Origin of the sequence: Longicatena caecimuris (genome assembly GCF_018406465.1) — a bacterium.
GTDB lineage: Bacteria > Bacillota_I > Bacilli_A > Erysipelotrichales > Erysipelotrichaceae > Longicatena > Longicatena caecimuris.
In genome coordinates, this window is record NZ_AP024510.1 from 1456616 (window position 1) to 1472761 (window position 16146).

The following is a 16146-nucleotide window of genomic DNA, read 5'->3' on the forward strand; positions in this document are numbered from 1 at the left end:
CGGTTGATATCATTTATAAAAGATGAAGATGTGAGTTCACTGATTGCTTTCCTCTTAAATGAGATTTTATCATACCTCATTAGTTCTATTTTACTAAACTGGATAGCAAAAGTACAACTCTTTTTCGAGAATAAAAAAAATCGATCTTACGATCGACATTATGCAGCAATGGAGTTAACTGCTTTAGCTAAACGTGATTTCTGTCTAACGGCATAGTTTCTGTGCTGGATTCCCTTGGCAACTGCTTTATCTAACTTAGAGTTTGCTGTGTTCAGGGCAGCAACTGCAGCTTCCTTGTCGTTTGCTTCAACAGCAGACAGAACGTTTTTGATAGCTGTTTTCAGAGCTGATTTCTGAGCGTTAACAGCCAGGTTTCTCTTGTTATTAGTTTTTACACGTTTTTTCTGAGACTGGATCTGTGGCATATTGCACCTCCTAAATTCTAATTGCCAGTAAATTATAACAAAAAGAATTTAAAAAAGCAATAAGGACGATAAAAATTTCCATACTATGGTAGAGGTGATGAATATGGGCAAAAGTTATCAGATACGTAGCGATTTTGCCGATGAGATATTGAGCGCCGATATCCGATCGAAAACGTATGAACATATTGAAAAACAAAATGCCAATATCAAAAGCAATTATATCAAAGTATTGCTGGATGAAAATGAATTAGGAAAAGCGAAAGGTGATTATGTTTCCATTGAATGTAAGGATTTGTATGATCACGATATAAGAGAGCAAATGGTGGATGCTATTTTGGAAAACTTACAACATATGAGTGCCAATATGAACATCAAGATGAAGAAGATACTCGTTGTTGGTTTAGGAAATCGTTTTATTACCAGTGATGCTTTAGGCCCTGGAGTAGCGAATGAAATTCTGGTGACAGCACATCTTTATGCACAACAATCGTCGCGAATGTTGAAAGGAACGCGTAATGTAGCAGTGCTGCAGCCAGGAGTCATGGGGCAGACCGGATTGGAGTCATTATCGATCGTTCAAAGTGTGACAGCTTTATACAAACCAGATTTGGTGATCGCAATCGATGCGTTAGCTACGCGGAACTTAAACCGTATCAATCGCGTCATTCAAATTAACAATACCGGGATCCAACCGGGAAGTGGTGTTGGCAATCATCGCATGGCATTGAATGAAGATTCCTTACATGTGCCAGTGATTGCTATTGGAGTTGCCACCGTTACAAGTATCGGGGCAATCTTAAACGAAGCTCTTGATCAAGCGGAAATTAATCGAGAAGCAATATTGGAAAGTGTTTATGGCAATAAACATTTAGATCTTGTTGTCACCCCAAAATCAATGGATGATGAATTAAAACATTTGATCTATATTGTATCACAAAGTTTAAATCGTTTTCTTCACCCTGATTTTTTAAAGCTATAAGCAAATACTGTCGAAATTAGAAGATGGTTTCCCAACATGATACGCACTTTCTTCTCATAAAGTATAGAGAAGGGAGTGCTTTTTATGAAAAATACAGCCAAGATCATAGTCAAACTGGCAATGCTAGTTCTCTTTCTTTATGTGACACCGTTTTATGATGGCTTGTTAAATTGTTTTGAAAACTCGCAGGATTTCATGCATAATCTGATCTATCATCAACAGGTGGTTGCACAAGATATTTCGTTAAAAAAACAGCTCAATGTTTGGAGTTATAACGAGAATTTGACGTTGCCCAAAGATGAAATTAAAGTTGAAACAACACTTGAGGATCCTATGATCGTACCTGGTGACAATAAACAGGAAAAAAAGGAAAATAGTTCGGATGCATCTACGGATAAAAAACAAAATGTCCCTTCAAATGGTAAGAAAATATACATCTACAATACCCATCAGGATGAAAAGTATCAAGGTGGTAAAACAGTCATGGATGCAGCTGTGATCCTAGCAGGACATTTAGAAAAAAAGGGATATAAGGTTGTTTTGGAAACAAATGATTTTAATGCATATTGTAATACGCATGGGTTAACCTATAATGATCTATATACCGTATCCAATAAATATCTTAATGATGCATTGGTGAATTATGGTGGTTTTGATTTATGCATTGATCTACATCGTGATAGTGTTCCAAGAGCGTATAGCTATATCAAGATTGGCAATAAGACGTATGCAAAGGCAATGATGGTCGTGGCTGGCAGTTCTTCGAATGTAAAGAGCGCTACCAAAATATCGACGACACTAACCGACATGGTCAACAAGCGGAAAAATGGTATTATGAAGCATGTCATGACCAGACAAGAGGCTTACTATAATCAATATGTCCATAAAGGTATCGTGTTAATGGAATGTGGAAGTGATTATAATACATTTGAAGAAGTAAAAAACACTTTAGGTATTGTTGCACAGGGTATTGATGAGCTAATGAAGAAGGGATGGTAACATGAAACGGTTTTTAGCGGATGCGATATTGATTCTCATACTAGTAGGCTTAGGAGGCTATGTCCAAAAACAGGATGAAAAAGTTCCTTCCATCGAGGCAGAGGTTGAAGCTTTTGAGGATACTATAGCACAGCATAAAAGGATTACTCCTAAAAATACGAAGGTACATTTACAAGATAAGGAAGATAATAAAGCAAGTCGCATGGCGAAGTATGGCAGTGCTTTTGTCGTTGATACGTTGCATGGTGGAGTGGAAGTGCTTTCGTCTTTGTTTGACTCCTTACTAAATTAGATGAAACGTAACTGAAAACATGCTATAATACCCACAGCAGAGGTGATGTTAATGATAAAAATCTTATTTATGGGAACACCGGACATTGCGCAAGTGATGTTAAAGCGTTTATTAAAAGATGGTTATGATGTCATTGGAGTTGTTACCCAACCGGATAAAAAAGCCGGAAGAAAACAGCAGTTAAAAATGTCAGAGGTCAAACAATGTGCACTTGCCAACCATTTGCCGATTTATCAGCCATTGTCTATTCGTTCAGAATATCAAGAATTATTAAAACTAGATATGGATCTGATTGTTACATGTGCGTATGGACAGTTTATTCCTCAAGTGTTACTGGATGCCCCAACTTATGGCAGCATAAATGTACATGCTTCTTTATTGCCAAAATGGCGTGGGGGAGCTCCTATTCATAAAGCTATTATAGAAGGTGATAAGGAAAGTGGCATGTCGATTATGCGGATGGTGAAGAAAATGGATGCCGGTGCGGTTATGGCACAGTGTCGTGTTGCGATTACACAAGAGGATACGACCGGTGATTTATATGAGAAACTTGCTGTTGCCGGTGCTGATTTATTAAGTGAAAGTATACCGAAAATTATTGATGGCAGTGCCATCTTTGTAGAACAAAAGGAAGAAGAGGCAACATTTGCATATACGATTCAAAAAGAAGAAGAGCACATCAATTTTCAAGAGGATGTCCAAAAGGTATACGATCATATACGTGGGTTAATACCTTTCCCAGTAGGAAATGCGATTGTGAAGGGGAAAAAGATAAAATTTCATAAAGTGCGCATGATGCGTTGTGACCATTCCTATACACCAGGTGAAATCATTGGCTGGCTAGAACATGGTTATGCGATTGCGGCAAAAGATGGATATATTCTGGTCGATAGGATTCAAATGGAAGGGAAAGCCAAAGTAGATGCCAAATCCTTCTATAATGGAATGGGGAAACAGCTTATCGGTTGTATCTGCGAATAATAAGATTCATTGATTTCGATTCAGCACAACAATTGTGTTTGAGTGGAAATCTTTTTTTATGCGATGCTGGTAAAGGTTTCCAGAGCATATGAATAGTGTATGTGGTGACACTATGATAGGATATAGATAGATACTTTAAAAAGTAAAGTCACTACAGAAAGGAGTGTGTAAGATGATCAAAGGTTATGCAGGAAGCTATGCCAGTGAACAAAGCCAATGTCTGATACAGTTTTGCTTTGATGAGACTACGAAGCAATTCACAAAGCGCAAAGAGCTTCCTGGCTTTGAAGATGCCAAATATCTCTCTTATGTTAACAAGAAATTGGCAGCGGTATGTCGTAGAAATGCTGCGGGAATCACTTTATGGGACATTTCTTGCGATAAAACAATGACACATTTGAGTGAAACCAAAACATCGTGTTTTATTACGCAGGATGATAGCTATATTTATACAGCTAATTATCATGAAGGTACGATATCAGTTTATAAAAAGGTTCAAGATCTGCCTTTGATCAAACGTATTTATATTCAAGAAGCAGCAGGGTGTCATCAGGTTTTATTACAGGAAAATTATCTGCTTGTGCCATGTTTATTATTGGATGCCATATATGTGTTTGATCGTCGAAAAGATTTTGCCTGTGTTCACATTTTGCCTTTCCCTGCGCATAGTGGACCGCGGCATGGCGTCTTTACCAAGAATAAGTACTTGTATGTCGTCAGTGAATTAAGCAATGAGTTATTTATGTGTCATATGAATGAAAAGATGCAAGGGAATGTGCAAGTTGTCCAGAAACTTTGGGATACACAAAATCAAAAAGCAGCAGCTGCCGCTATACGTATAGATGCACGGGAAAAATTCTTGTATATCACTTTACGAGAAGTCAACCAGATCATCGTATTCGACAGAAAAGCGAAACGTATCGTTCAACGTTTATCGACTATGGGAGATCATCCTCGTGATATGCAACTGTCAAAGGATGGACGTTTTGTCTTTGTCATACATCGTTTCAGTCATGACATCCGTGTTTTTGAAAGAGATGAAAAAAGCGGTTTAATACAGCCATTACGTGCAAAATTACATGTACAGGAAGGTGTTTGTATCGTATTTGAACAGGAGGAAAGTTAAATGAAACAACAGGATATCGCTGTGATCGGCTTAGCCGTCATGGGAAGAAGTTTAGCGTTGAATATGGCAGATCACGGCTTTGCTGTGGCTGCGTATAATCGTAGTTATGCGGTTAGTGAGCAGATGGCTAAAAACCACCCTCATCCTCATATACACATTTATAAGGAATTAAAAGATTGTGTTGCGGCACTGAAAAAGCCAAGGAAAGTAATGCTGATGGTAAAGGCCGGTAAAGCAGTGGATATGGTGATAGAACAGTTAGTGGATTTATTAGAGGAAGGGGATATCATTTTAGATGGTGGTAATTCATTTTTTGAGGATACGATACGAAGAGAACAAGCATTACGCAAAAATGGTTTGCATTATTTTGGAGTAGGTGTATCCGGCGGTGAAGAAGGTGCCCGCTTTGGCCCTAGTATTATGCCCGGTGGAAATAAGCAGGCCTATGATAAAATACGCCCTATCTTAGAAACAATAGCGGCTAAGGCAAGTGATGGGAAGCCGTGTTGTACGTATATAGGAGAAAATGGAGCAGGACATTATGTGAAAATGGTCCACAATGGAATTGAATATGCTGATATGCAATTGATCAGTGAAGCGTATTTACAATTAAAATATATAGGTGGCTATACAAATACGGAAATCGCAAAAATTTTTAAAGAATGGAATGCCGACGAATTAGAGAGCTTTCTTATCCGTATAACAGCAGATATTTTTCTTGCTTCAGATGATCGTTCCTCTCAGGATTTGCTAGATGTTATTGTAGATAGTGCTGCACAGAAAGGGACTGGACGCTGGACAAGCATAGAAGCATTGAAACAGGGAGTGGATGTTTCCATGATTACGGCTTCCTGTAATGCTCGTGTCATGTCAAATTTGTTAGCACAGCGTCATCAAGCGCAAATCCTTTATCCCGACAGAAAACCTTTGCAAAGAAAAAATGATGCATTTGTAGAAACTGTACGCCAGGCGTTATATGCAGGAAAGATACTTGCCTATGCACAGGGGTTTGCTTTGTTAGCACATGCTTCTTCACAATATGATTGGCAGCTGGCATTAGGTGAGATAGCCGCTATTTTCCGGGCTGGCTGTATTATTCAGGCACGTTTTTTGAACGATATTCAACAGGCCTTTACTAAAGAGAATCCAGCATCGCACCTTCTATTTGATCCTTTCTTTGCCAAACAATTGCAGACACATCAGCAAGCTTTGCGTGATATGGTAGCCATGTCAATCACACAGGGTCTGGCAATTCCGGCGATGGCAAATGCTGTCAGTTACTTGGATATGTTTCGCTCATCTCATAGCGGTGCCAATCTGATTCAGGCGCAGCGTGATTATTTTGGCGCACATACATTCGAAAGATGTGATATGTCAGGAAGTTTTCATCATGAATGGAGGAGAGATCATGAATGAACAAGTCACGTTTACGATTTTTGGAGGCACTGGGGATTTAGCGTATCGCAAATTATTACCGGCTTTTTATAATTTATATGCCAATCAAGCTTTTCAGCATGCGAAGATTGTTGTGCTTGGCAGACGACCCTATGATCATGAACAGTATTGTACGATCATAAAAGACTGGGTAATGCAATTTGCGCGATTGCCATATCGTGAAACCCTTTTTCAATCGTTTTGTGAAAAGATATCTTATGTATGTATGGATTTTACGAAAGAGGAGGCTTATGATACACTGGCTGCCTTCTACAAACAACATCAGGATACACAGCATATTTTCTACTTTGCTGTCGCTCCTCGATTCTTTTCAACGATTGCCCAAGGATTGCTTCGTGTGCCGCATGCAAAACAAGGCAGAGTGGTCATAGAAAAGCCTTTTGGAGAAGATCGCAAGAGTGCCAAACGCTTAAATGAACAATTGGAATCGTTCTTCAAGGCAAGTCATATTTATCATATTGACCATTATCTAGGCAAAGAAATGGTGCGTAACATTCAAACGATTCGTTTTTTGAATCCATTATTTGCTAATGTTTGGAATCATGAATGTATTGCTCATGTACAAATATCTGCTATGGAGGAAGTCGGAGTAGAAACGCGTGGTACCTATTATGATCAAAGCGGAGCATTAAAAGACATGGTTCAAAATCATTTGTTTCAAATTCTCAGTATCCTCGCCATGGAACCTTTAGAAGCCTTTACCCAAGAAGATTTGCATGAGAAGCAGCTTACGCTTCTACAACAACTACGTCCCGTAGATCAGCTGAATATACAGGATACTATGGTACTAGGTCAATATTTTGGTTACCAAAAAGAAGCTCATGTCGCACATGATTCCACGACTGAAACGTTTGCGGCATTGCGTTTATATATTGATAATGAACGTTGGCAAAACACACCGTTTCTGATTCGTACCGGTAAGAAACTGAATAAACGAGAAATGGAAGTTGTCATTACCTTTAAGGCTCCATTTCCTAATGTGGAACCAAATGTATTAATCATCAAGATTCAGCCGACCGAAGGAGTTTATGTACGTTTTAACATTAAAAAGCCAGGGAACAGTGAAGAAATTTTGCCAGTGAGTATGGATTTTTGTCAAAGTTGTAGCGATATTCATCGCATCAATACACCAGAAGCATATGAACGCTTATTGCAGGCAGTTTGGCATGCAGATACATCCTGGTTTTCCAGCTGGGATCAAATTGAAACAAGCTGGGCCTATGTCGATGCATTGAAAGAGCGTTATGAAAACGCGCAGCTTCCTGTATATATCTATCCATCTGGCAGTGAAGGACCTCAAGCAAGTTATGAACTCTTCACTATGCAGCCGCAAGGAGAATAATCTTATGACAAAGGAAGAAAAGAAAAAACAGGCAGCGCTAGCGGCTATAGCGTATCTAAAAGATGGCATGCATATCGGCTTAGGAAGTGGAACAACAGTTAATTACTTTTTACAAGCATTGCAACAACGATGTGCCAAAGGATTACAAATTCGGGCAATGGCAAGCTCGCTATGTACGCAGCAATGGGCGAAGCAATATCAGATCCCTTTGCTGGCAGATACGTATGTACAAACATTAGATGTTTATGTAGACAGCTTTGATGTCTTGAATCATCATGGCGATATCATCAAAGGCGGTGGTGGAGCTTTGGTTAGAGAAAAAATGTTATTTCAATGGGCCGATAAGACGATTTGGATTTGCGACGATGAAAAACTGGTTGATGACTGTCATTGTTATGCTTTGCCAGTTGAGGTTCTGCCTTTTACACTTGCTCATACGCGCCATATGCTTAACGAACATGGTTATAAAACGAGTTTGCGTATGGCCGAAACACAACCTTTTCTGACAGATAATCAGCATTATATTCTTGATGTTTTCGTGCCGAAGCAAGTAACGTTGGCACAGGCACATACCTTTCTTATGTCTTTTGCTGCTATCGTCCAAACCGGTTACTTCCATGATGAAGACAATCTATGTATCATTGCCTCGTCAAAGGGGGTATGTATTCATCCTGTGCGTGATGTATAAAGATAGATCAATCGATTCATGATGGATGGAAGTTCTTTGTATGAGTATTATAGGCATCTGCTAGAATAAGAAAAAAAGAGCTATCTGCATACAAACTAGATGGCTCTTTTTCGTGTAAGAGATGCTCTCTCATCCTTTACAAACATAACTATAGCACTGCCTGTGCGCTTTCGTCAAGAACGCCTGCACAATTTCTGTTTGCATCCCATTAAAACTCTGTTATAATTAGGTCTGTGTTGTTAGGAGTGATACCTGTGGAACAAAAATATATACGTAATTTTTCCATCATCGCCCACATTGATCATGGAAAATCAACGCTTGCGGATCGTATTTTGGAATTGACGGAAACCGTTGAGCAAAGAGAAATGAAAGAACAGCTGTTGGATACGATGGATCTGGAACGTGAACGTGGCATCACCATTAAACTAAATGCCGTACAGCTGCAATATACAGCATTAAACGGAAAGACTTATATTTTTCATTTGATTGATACACCAGGTCATGTCGATTTTACTTATGAAGTATCTCGTTCTTTAGCAGCTTGCGAAGGTGCTGTTTTAGTCGTAGATGCGGCTCAGGGAATTGAGGCACAGACACTGGCAAATGTGTATTTAGCATTGGATAATGACTTAGAAATTTTACCTGTCATCAACAAGATAGATTTACCTAGTGCACAACCGGATGTCGTTAAAAAAGAAATTGAAGATGTGATTGGTTTGGATGCTTCTTGTGCACCATTGATCTCAGCTAAAAATGGCTTGCATATACGTGATGTGTTAGAAGATATCGTAGCCAATGTACCGGCACCAAAGGGTGATCCTAATGCGCCTTTACAGGCCTTGGTATTTGATTCTGTTTATGATGCCTATCGTGGTGTCATTGCCTTTGTGCGGGTAAAGGAAGGTCGTATTCGCGTTGGTGATAAGGTGCGTTTTATGGCGAGTGATGCAGAGTATGAAGTGTTGGAATGTGGTGTACGTACACCGAAAGAGGTCAAGAAAGACAGTTTGGAATGTGGAGAAGTTGGTTGGTTATGTGCGTCAATCAAATCCATTCAAGATGTGCGTGTCGGTGATACCATAACCAATGTCGAATATCCTGCTAGTGCACCACTGCATGGATATCGGGAAATGAACCCTATGGTATATTGTGGTTTATATCCGATTGATTCGGCAAAATATAATGATCTTCGTGATGCTTTGGAAAAATTACAATTAAATGATGCTTCTTTGCAATTTGAAGCGGAAACTTCACAGGCTTTAGGTTTTGGTTTTCGTTGTGGTTTCTTGGGTTTACTACATATGGATGTTGTCCAAGAACGCATTGAGCGTGAATATCATATTGATCTGATTGCAACCGCACCTTCAGTTGTCTATCATGCTTATCTGACAGATGGCAGCATGCTTGCTATTGATAATCCAAGCCTGTTACCTGATGTGCAGAAAATTGACCATATTGAAGAGCCGTTTGTCAAAGCCAGCATCATGACACCAAAAGAATATGTCGGGGCAATCATGGAACTGTGTCAGCGCAAGCGTGGCAATTATACGGATATGGTGTATATTGATGATACGAGAATGAATCTGATTTATGAATTACCTTTAGGAGAAATTGTTTATGATTTCTTTGATAAACTGAAATCTTGTACGAAGGGCTATGCATCCTTTGATTATGAATTAATCGGTTATCAGCCCAATAAGTTAGCGAAGATGGATATTTTGTTAAATGGAGAAGTTGTCGATGCCTTAAGCAGCATTGTGCATCGGGAGTTTGCATATCCAAGAGGAAGAGCTATTTGTGAAAAATTAAAGAAATTGATTCCTAAACAGCAATTTGAAATTCCTATTCAGGCAGCAATCAATGGGAAAATCATTGCTCGTGCAGATATTAAATCTTTACGCAAAAATGTCTTGGCTAAATGTTATGGTGGGGATATTTCCCGTAAGAAAAAATTATTAGAGAAACAAAAAGAAGGAAAGAAACGGATGAAGGCGGTAGGCAGTGTGGAGGTTCCACAGGAAGCATTTATGGCGGTTCTATCTATGGATGATGAATCTTAAAATAAGCTAACATATCACTTATGCGTATACATAATACGAGGAAGATAAGAAAAACAGGCTGTAAAAGGTCTGTTTTTCGCTAGTTTTGTCGAAACTTTGAGGATTCCTGTAAAAACATGCTACACTATTGCCTTGGAGAGTGATGGTATGTTTGAAACAACAAGGACATATAGTGAAGATCAATATATCAAGAAAGAGGAATTAAGGAAAGAATTATCAGGCGTCGTATTGGAAAGCGTATGGCAACAAATTCAAGAATATCGACGAATCTTTCGTTTTACACCATATAAAGAAAAACCATACTATGTTACCTTAAACCCATATGTAATACAAAAGCTTTCCTTTTGTGAAAGGCTACTTCTGCAATATCAACAACGGCATAAGAAACCAACACATTCATCTACATTAACACAGGCACAGCGCTTTTATATCGAGCAGCAATGGCCCTGTGATATATCAGAAACAGTGAAATGCTTTCATATAGCGATTCCTCAAATGTATGTACAGCTGATCTGTAATACATCTATCCATGTGATATTACGTTTATTTTTTCTCTTGCAAGAACATAAGGAATCGCTTTTACGAGCAGCTGAACTCATGTTGCGTTGTGAAGGACTTTGTGGTTTAGGAGATGGGGAATTATTGCAATCGCTATATCGTGATATACTGATCGAACATCAGGAACACGATTTGACCTATGCGCTGCTAAGGTTTCTTGAAGATTTACAGTTGCAAATTTCAAACAGAATGGTATCATTAAAACGGAAAAGCCGGCAATTTCTTACCTATGATGCTCAAACTTTACAAGAAGTATGTCCGGCAATGTCCTTGATACAGGCCGCCTTTTATGCAAAGCATCATGAAGCACATCATTATTATACGATTGCCCAATGTATGCAAGAACATGATGTATGTTATGAAACAGCCCGCACTTCTATGGATGGCTTGGCAGCTTTAGGTTGGTATACCAAAGAAAAAGTCGGTCGTAAATTTGTGTATTATATAAACAGCTGATAAAGGGGAATAAAACAATGGCAAGAGTGTATGTTTGTCTGGATGACATTGTATTGCTGAAACAAGTTATGGATATGAGCATGGAGGAACAAGATCTTAAAATCGTTGGTATTACCACATCCATTCCACAGTCTGCCACAGAACTCATACAACAAGATGCAGATATTTTTATCATGCGTTATGCCATCGACCAGCAAAAGGCGAAATATTTATTAGAAGAAATTGCGCTGAGCGAAGCGTTAGTGAATTTGCAAATTATCATGATGTTTGATGAAATGGATAGCGATGTTTTTCAACTTATGGCACAATATGATCTACATACTTTTTTAGCAAAACCTTATAATCCTCATGAATTGATGGAAGCCATCCATAGCAAGAATCGCTATCATAAGCTTGTGGAAAATGGCAACTGGACCTCGGAAAGTGTGGCTGGCAGGATCCTGGAAGAACTTGGCCTGCCGGCGCACTTAAAAGGCTATAATTATTTACGTACCGCTGCGATTTTATTTTCACAGCAGGAAGATCCGTTACAGTTAAAGATGGGGACCTTATACGCTATGGTGGCAAAAGTTCATGCTACGACCCAAATACGTGTTGAAAAATGTATGCGTACAGCGATTGCCTATGCGTATCGTCATTGTCCGGAATTAATCTGCGTCTATAATACCAAGCCAACCTGCTCACAGATCATTCATTATGTGAGTGAACATTTGAAATTAACGATGTTGACCTATTAATTGCTTTTTAAGGAGGAACCTTATGTGCAAAGCTGCTTATTTACATGTGCCATTTTGTCAGGATATCTGCGCCTATTGTGATTTTTTTCGATGCCGTTATCATGTTGGGCTTGCCGAAAAATGGTTGGCGGCGATAGCAAAGGAATTGACGATAAAAAAGTTATCACCGCTAACGACGATGTATATTGGTGGTGGGACACCGAGTGCATTACAGCCGCAACAACTGGAAACACTATTATCCTTACTAGTTCCTTATACAAAAGAAGTAAACGAATATACGATCGAGGCCAATGTTGAATCCTTAACGGATGAAAAGTTAGATATATGTCAGCGTTATGGCGTGAATCGTATTTCTCTGGGAGTGCAAAGCTTGCAACCATCTTTGCTGAATCAGATGCATCGTCATCATACGAGCGAAGATGTCCTTGCTTGTATAAAACGTATTCATGCACATGGTATTCATAATATTTCTATTGACATGATCTATGGTTTACCTAAGCAAAGCTTGGCTATGTGGGAGGAAGATTTACATACCATCGTATCATCCTTTCCCATTCAGCATATTTCTTTGTATGGACTGACAATAGAACCTCATTCGGAATTTGGTCGTCAAGGTATACAGAATATTGATGAGGATATAGAGGCGGATATGTATGATCTTGCGATAACCTTGTTACAACAATATGGTTTTCAACAATATGAAATCAGCAATTTTGCAAAGCCCAAGTATGCCTCTTTACATAATCAAGTTTACTGGCGATATGAAGATTTTTATGGCATTGGCTGTGGAGCTAGTGGAAAAGACAAGCGAGGTCGCTATGAAAACACAAGCAATTTAGAAACCTATCTGCAACAAGGGGCATCTTCAGTATATGAAAAGCTAGATACGAAGGCTCAGATGTTTGAGATGATCATGATGTCGTTACGAATGAAACAGGGTATTTCCCGACAAGCTTTTTTTGAGCGTTTTGGAAAGGATATCAGCGAAGTATATGGGTCAATAATCGAAAAACAAAAAGAGAAAGGCTTGCTTTTAGTAGATGAAGAGAAAATTTGGGCAAGTGAAAGAGGCTTTCATCTATTGAATGATGTGTTGGTAGAGTTTTTAGGTGATGATAAAGCACATGGATAAATAAGATATGCATGAAAATCAAGCGTTTTTTACTTTAGGTAAGAGATAATACAGAAAAGGATATTAAAATGCTTGCAAAGAGCAAAGAAATAATGCAATGACGTATAAAATGAAGTGCAAAAATATTGAAAAACACTTGCGATACGGTAGGGAGTATGCTATTATTAACAAGGTTTTATACTTGGTCTGCACGTGTATTCCTCGACGGCTCACTCAGTATGAAACATTATGAAAATACAGGAGGAAATAACATGTTATTAAAAAGCGAAAAACAGGCAATCATGAAAGAGTATGCAAGATTTGAAGGGGATACAGGTTCTCCAGAAGTTCAGATCGCTGTATTAACAGCTAGAATCAATCAGCTGACAGAACACTTCAAAGAACATAAGCACGATTACCATTCTCAAAGAGGTTTGATGAAAATGGTAGGTCGTCGTAGAAACTTATTAACATACTTAAAGAACAAAGACCTGAACCGTTACAAAGAACTGATCGCTCGCTTAGGACTGCGTAAGTAATTTATTTGTAAAGGAAACAGAAAGTCGCATGAATTTGCGGCTTTTTTTCTTTCCTAAGTGTTTAATTTATGATATCATTTAAAAGATAGAAAAATTAAGAGGTGAAAAACGTGGCTAAACAAACATTTCGTTTAGAGTTCTGTGGGCGGGTGCTCACAGTAGAAACTGGAGAAGTAGCAAAACAGGCCGGAGGAAGTGCTCTGGTAAGATATAATGACACCGTTGTTTTATCAACAGCTACTGCCAGCAAACAGGCAAAAGAAGGGATCGATTTCTTTCCATTGACTGTTTCATTTGAAGAGAAACTATATTCTGTTGGTAAGATTCCCGGAGGCTTTTTAAGAAGAGAAGGAAGACCTAGTGAACATGCAACATTGACGGCTCGTATGATCGATCGTCCGATTCGTCCTTTATTTGCGGAAGGTTTCCGTAATGAGGTACAGGTTGTGAATACGGTGCTTTCTGTTGATCAGGAATGCACACCGGAAATGACTGCAATGTTCGGAGCATCTTTGGCATTATGTGTATCGGATATTCCTTTCAATGGTCCGATTGCCGGAGTAATCGTTGGACGTGTAGATGGCGAATATGTCATTAATCCAACACCGGAACAATTAGAAAAAAGTGATATTCACTTGACTGTTGCCGGTACAAAATATGCTGTAAACATGGTAGAGGCTGGAGCAAAAGAAGTCGATGAAGACGCTATGCTTGGAGCTATCATGTTCGGTCATGAACATATTAAAAAATTAGTTGCTTTCCAAGAAGAAATTGCGGCAGCTATCGGTAAAGAGAAAATGGAAGTAACACTGTATACTGTAGATGAAGCAATTGATCAGGAAGTACGGGAAAACTTTGAAGCCGATATTCGCGCAGCGGTGTCTATTGAAAAGAAATTGGAGCGCTATGGTAAGATTGATGAATTAACAGAAGCAGCGCTAGCTCGCTTTGAAGAAAAAGAATATGCATCAGAGAGTGCAAAAGCCAAAGCTTTGAAGCAGGTAAAAGAAATCTGTCATGGCATTGAGGCAAATGAAGTACGTCGTTTGATCATTGAAGATAAAGTACGCCCAGATGGACGTAAGATTGATGAAATCCGTCCATTGGATTCACAGGTTGATATTTTACCAAGAGTGCATGGCAGTGCGTTGTTTACACGTGGGGAAACACAGGTATTATCGGTAACGACGTTAGGTCCGATGAATGATAATCAGATCATTGATGATGTTACCGATGTAGAATATAAACGTTTTATGCATCATTACAATTTCCCACCATATTCTGTTGGTGAAACAGGAAGAATGGGCAATCCAGGCCGTCGTGAAATCGGTCATGGTGCTTTGGGAGAACGTGCTTTATCACAGGTATTGCCTAGTGAAGAAGAATTCCCATATACGATTCGTACAGTAGCGGAAGTTTTGGAATCAAACGGTTCTAGTTCGCAGGCATCTATCTGTGCCGGCACAATGTCTTTGATGGCTGCTGGAGTTCCTATTAAGGCACCTGTTGCGGGTATTGCAATGGGCTTGATCATGGACGAGGATAGCGGGAAGTATACCGTATTGACCGATATTCAGGGTATGGAAGATCATTTTGGCGATATGGACTTTAAGGTAGCGGGAACAAGTGAAGGTATTACAGCACTGCAGATGGATATCAAAGTTGCTGGTATTACAGAAGATGTCTTCCGGGAAGCTTTGTCACAGGCCAAAGGTGCGCGTGCACAGATTCTGGAAAATATGATGACTGCTATTGATAAACCACGTGAAGATGTTGGTACATATGCACCTAAGATCGAACAATTCTATATTGACCCAGAAAAGATTCGCGAAGTCATTGGACCTAATGGTAAGATGATTAATAAGATCATCGAAGCTTGCGATGAGGTCAAAATTGATATTGAAGACGATGGACATGTGGTCATCTATCATATGAACCGAGAGGCTATTACCAAAGCTGCGAATATGATCCGTGACATTGTACGTGTTGCAAAAGTCGGTGATATTTACGAAGGTAAGGTTGTACGTATTGAAAAATTCGGAGCCTTTGTAAATCTGTTCCCGGGTACAGATGGCTTATTGCATATCTCAAAGATTTGTCATGAGCGTGTTGAAAAGGTTGAAGACAAGCTGAATATTGGTGATACCATAAAAGTTAAGGTGATGGAAATCGATGATCGCGGACGTGTCAATGTCAGTGCGAAAGCATTATTGCCAAGACCTAAAAAAGAAGAAAAACAGCTTGTGAAAAAAGATGAAGTACCTGCAGAAGAAACGGTTGAAACAAAAAAAGAAGAAACACCGGCTGTAGAATCATAAGGTGAATACGTGAGGACAGTGTTATACACTTGTCCTTTTTTTTGTGGATGGATATTTCTTACACGATAGGTACAAAGCAG

General features: G+C 39.1%; 15 protein-coding genes. 14 read left to right on the forward strand and 1 reads right to left on the reverse strand.

The window, feature by feature from the left end:
• Window positions 1–158: 158 nt before the first annotated feature.
• Window positions 159–425 carry a 30S ribosomal protein S20 gene (gene rpsT / locus KJS44_RS06800; protein WP_008688635.1) on the reverse strand — a complete coding sequence of 89 codons (267 nt, stop codon included), beginning with the start codon at window positions 423–425 and terminating at the stop codon, window positions 159–161.
• A gap of 103 nt (window positions 426–528) precedes the next feature.
• Here rpsT and gpr point away from each other — a divergent pair, with 103 nt between their 5' ends.
• The 14 genes from gpr (at window position 529) to pnp (ending at window position 16066) form a co-directional block, all read left to right on the forward strand.
• Entirely contained in the window at window positions 529–1404 is an 876-nt protein-coding gene (gene gpr / locus KJS44_RS06805; RefSeq protein ID WP_008688634.1) for a GPR endopeptidase, read from the forward strand.
• Between the two features lie 84 nt (window positions 1405–1488).
• A complete protein-coding gene (locus KJS44_RS06810) occupies window positions 1489–2403 on the forward strand; it encodes a stage II sporulation protein P (protein ID WP_008688632.1) in 915 nt (304 codons plus the stop codon).
• 1 nt (window position 2404) lies between these two features.
• Window positions 2405–2695 (forward strand): hypothetical protein, encoded by a 291-nt coding sequence (locus KJS44_RS06815; RefSeq protein WP_008688630.1) that lies wholly within the window; start codon window positions 2405–2407, stop codon window positions 2693–2695.
• Between the two features lie 51 nt (window positions 2696–2746).
• Window positions 2747–3676 carry a methionyl-tRNA formyltransferase gene (fmt, locus tag KJS44_RS06820; RefSeq protein ID WP_008688628.1) on the forward strand — a complete coding sequence of 310 codons (930 nt, stop codon included), beginning with the start codon at window positions 2747–2749 and terminating at the stop codon, window positions 3674–3676.
• 172 nt (window positions 3677–3848) lie between these two features.
• Window positions 3849–4802: a lactonase family protein gene (locus tag KJS44_RS06825; RefSeq protein ID WP_008688626.1), complete on the forward strand. Its 954-nt coding sequence runs from the start codon at window positions 3849–3851 to the stop codon at window positions 4800–4802.
• The gene (gene gndA, locus KJS44_RS06830) at window positions 4803–6218 is read left to right on the forward strand and encodes an NADP-dependent phosphogluconate dehydrogenase (RefSeq protein WP_008688625.1); all 1416 of its coding nucleotides are present in this window, start codon (window positions 4803–4805) and stop codon (window positions 6216–6218) included.
• A complete protein-coding gene (zwf, locus tag KJS44_RS06835; protein ID WP_008688623.1) occupies window positions 6211–7599 on the forward strand; it encodes a glucose-6-phosphate dehydrogenase in 1389 nt (462 codons plus the stop codon). The genes gndA and zwf overlap by 8 nt, the downstream gene beginning before the upstream one ends.
• A gap of 4 nt (window positions 7600–7603) precedes the next feature.
• A complete protein-coding gene (rpiA, locus tag KJS44_RS06840) occupies window positions 7604–8287 on the forward strand; it encodes a ribose-5-phosphate isomerase RpiA (protein WP_008688621.1) in 684 nt (227 codons plus the stop codon).
• Between the two features lie 254 nt (window positions 8288–8541).
• Window positions 8542–10347, forward strand: coding sequence for a translation elongation factor 4 (gene lepA, locus KJS44_RS06845; protein WP_008688619.1), 1806 nt, complete (start codon window positions 8542–8544; stop codon window positions 10345–10347).
• A gap of 147 nt (window positions 10348–10494) precedes the next feature.
• Window positions 10495–11361: a hypothetical protein gene (locus KJS44_RS06850; protein ID WP_008688617.1), complete on the forward strand. Its 867-nt coding sequence runs from the start codon at window positions 10495–10497 to the stop codon at window positions 11359–11361.
• A 17-nt stretch (window positions 11362–11378) separates the two neighbouring features.
• Complete coding sequence (locus KJS44_RS06855; RefSeq protein WP_008688616.1) at window positions 11379–12098, forward strand: sporulation initiation factor Spo0A C-terminal domain-containing protein; 720 nt, start codon at window positions 11379–11381, stop codon at window positions 12096–12098.
• A gap of 22 nt (window positions 12099–12120) precedes the next feature.
• Complete coding sequence (gene hemW, locus KJS44_RS06860) at window positions 12121–13230, forward strand: radical SAM family heme chaperone HemW (RefSeq protein WP_008688614.1); 1110 nt, start codon at window positions 12121–12123, stop codon at window positions 13228–13230.
• Between the two features lie 251 nt (window positions 13231–13481).
• Window positions 13482–13748, forward strand: a complete 267-nt coding sequence (gene rpsO, locus KJS44_RS06865) for a 30S ribosomal protein S15 (RefSeq protein WP_008688610.1) — start codon at window positions 13482–13484, stop codon at window positions 13746–13748.
• 110 nt (window positions 13749–13858) lie between these two features.
• Window positions 13859–16066, forward strand: coding sequence for a polyribonucleotide nucleotidyltransferase (gene pnp / locus KJS44_RS06870; protein WP_008688607.1), 2208 nt, complete (start codon window positions 13859–13861; stop codon window positions 16064–16066).
• Window positions 16067–16146 lie beyond the last annotated feature (80 nt).

Excerpts from the sequence above, each read along its gene's own strand:
- rpsT (WP_008688635.1), bottom strand. The coding sequence starts at position 425 with ATGCCACAGATCCAGTCTCAGAAAAAACGTGTAAAAACTAATAACAAG.
- gpr (WP_008688634.1), top strand. The coding sequence starts at position 529 with ATGGGCAAAAGTTATCAGATACGTAGCGATTTTGCCGATGAGATATTG.
- KJS44_RS06810 (WP_008688632.1), top strand. The coding sequence starts at position 1,489 with ATGAAAAATACAGCCAAGATCATAGTCAAACTGGCAATGCTAGTTCTC.
- KJS44_RS06815 (WP_008688630.1), top strand. The coding sequence starts at position 2,405 with ATGAAACGGTTTTTAGCGGATGCGATATTGATTCTCATACTAGTAGGC.
- fmt (WP_008688628.1), top strand. The coding sequence starts at position 2,747 with ATGATAAAAATCTTATTTATGGGAACACCGGACATTGCGCAAGTGATG.
- KJS44_RS06825 (WP_008688626.1), top strand. The coding sequence starts at position 3,849 with ATGATCAAAGGTTATGCAGGAAGCTATGCCAGTGAACAAAGCCAATGT.
- gndA (WP_008688625.1), top strand. The coding sequence starts at position 4,803 with ATGAAACAACAGGATATCGCTGTGATCGGCTTAGCCGTCATGGGAAGA.
- zwf (WP_008688623.1), top strand. The coding sequence starts at position 6,211 with ATGAATGAACAAGTCACGTTTACGATTTTTGGAGGCACTGGGGATTTA.
- rpiA (WP_008688621.1), top strand. The coding sequence starts at position 7,604 with ATGACAAAGGAAGAAAAGAAAAAACAGGCAGCGCTAGCGGCTATAGCG.
- KJS44_RS06850 (WP_008688617.1), top strand. The coding sequence starts at position 10,495 with ATGTTTGAAACAACAAGGACATATAGTGAAGATCAATATATCAAGAAA.
- KJS44_RS06855 (WP_008688616.1), top strand. The coding sequence starts at position 11,379 with ATGGCAAGAGTGTATGTTTGTCTGGATGACATTGTATTGCTGAAACAA.
- hemW (WP_008688614.1), top strand. The coding sequence starts at position 12,121 with ATGTGCAAAGCTGCTTATTTACATGTGCCATTTTGTCAGGATATCTGC.
- rpsO (WP_008688610.1), top strand. The coding sequence starts at position 13,482 with ATGTTATTAAAAAGCGAAAAACAGGCAATCATGAAAGAGTATGCAAGA.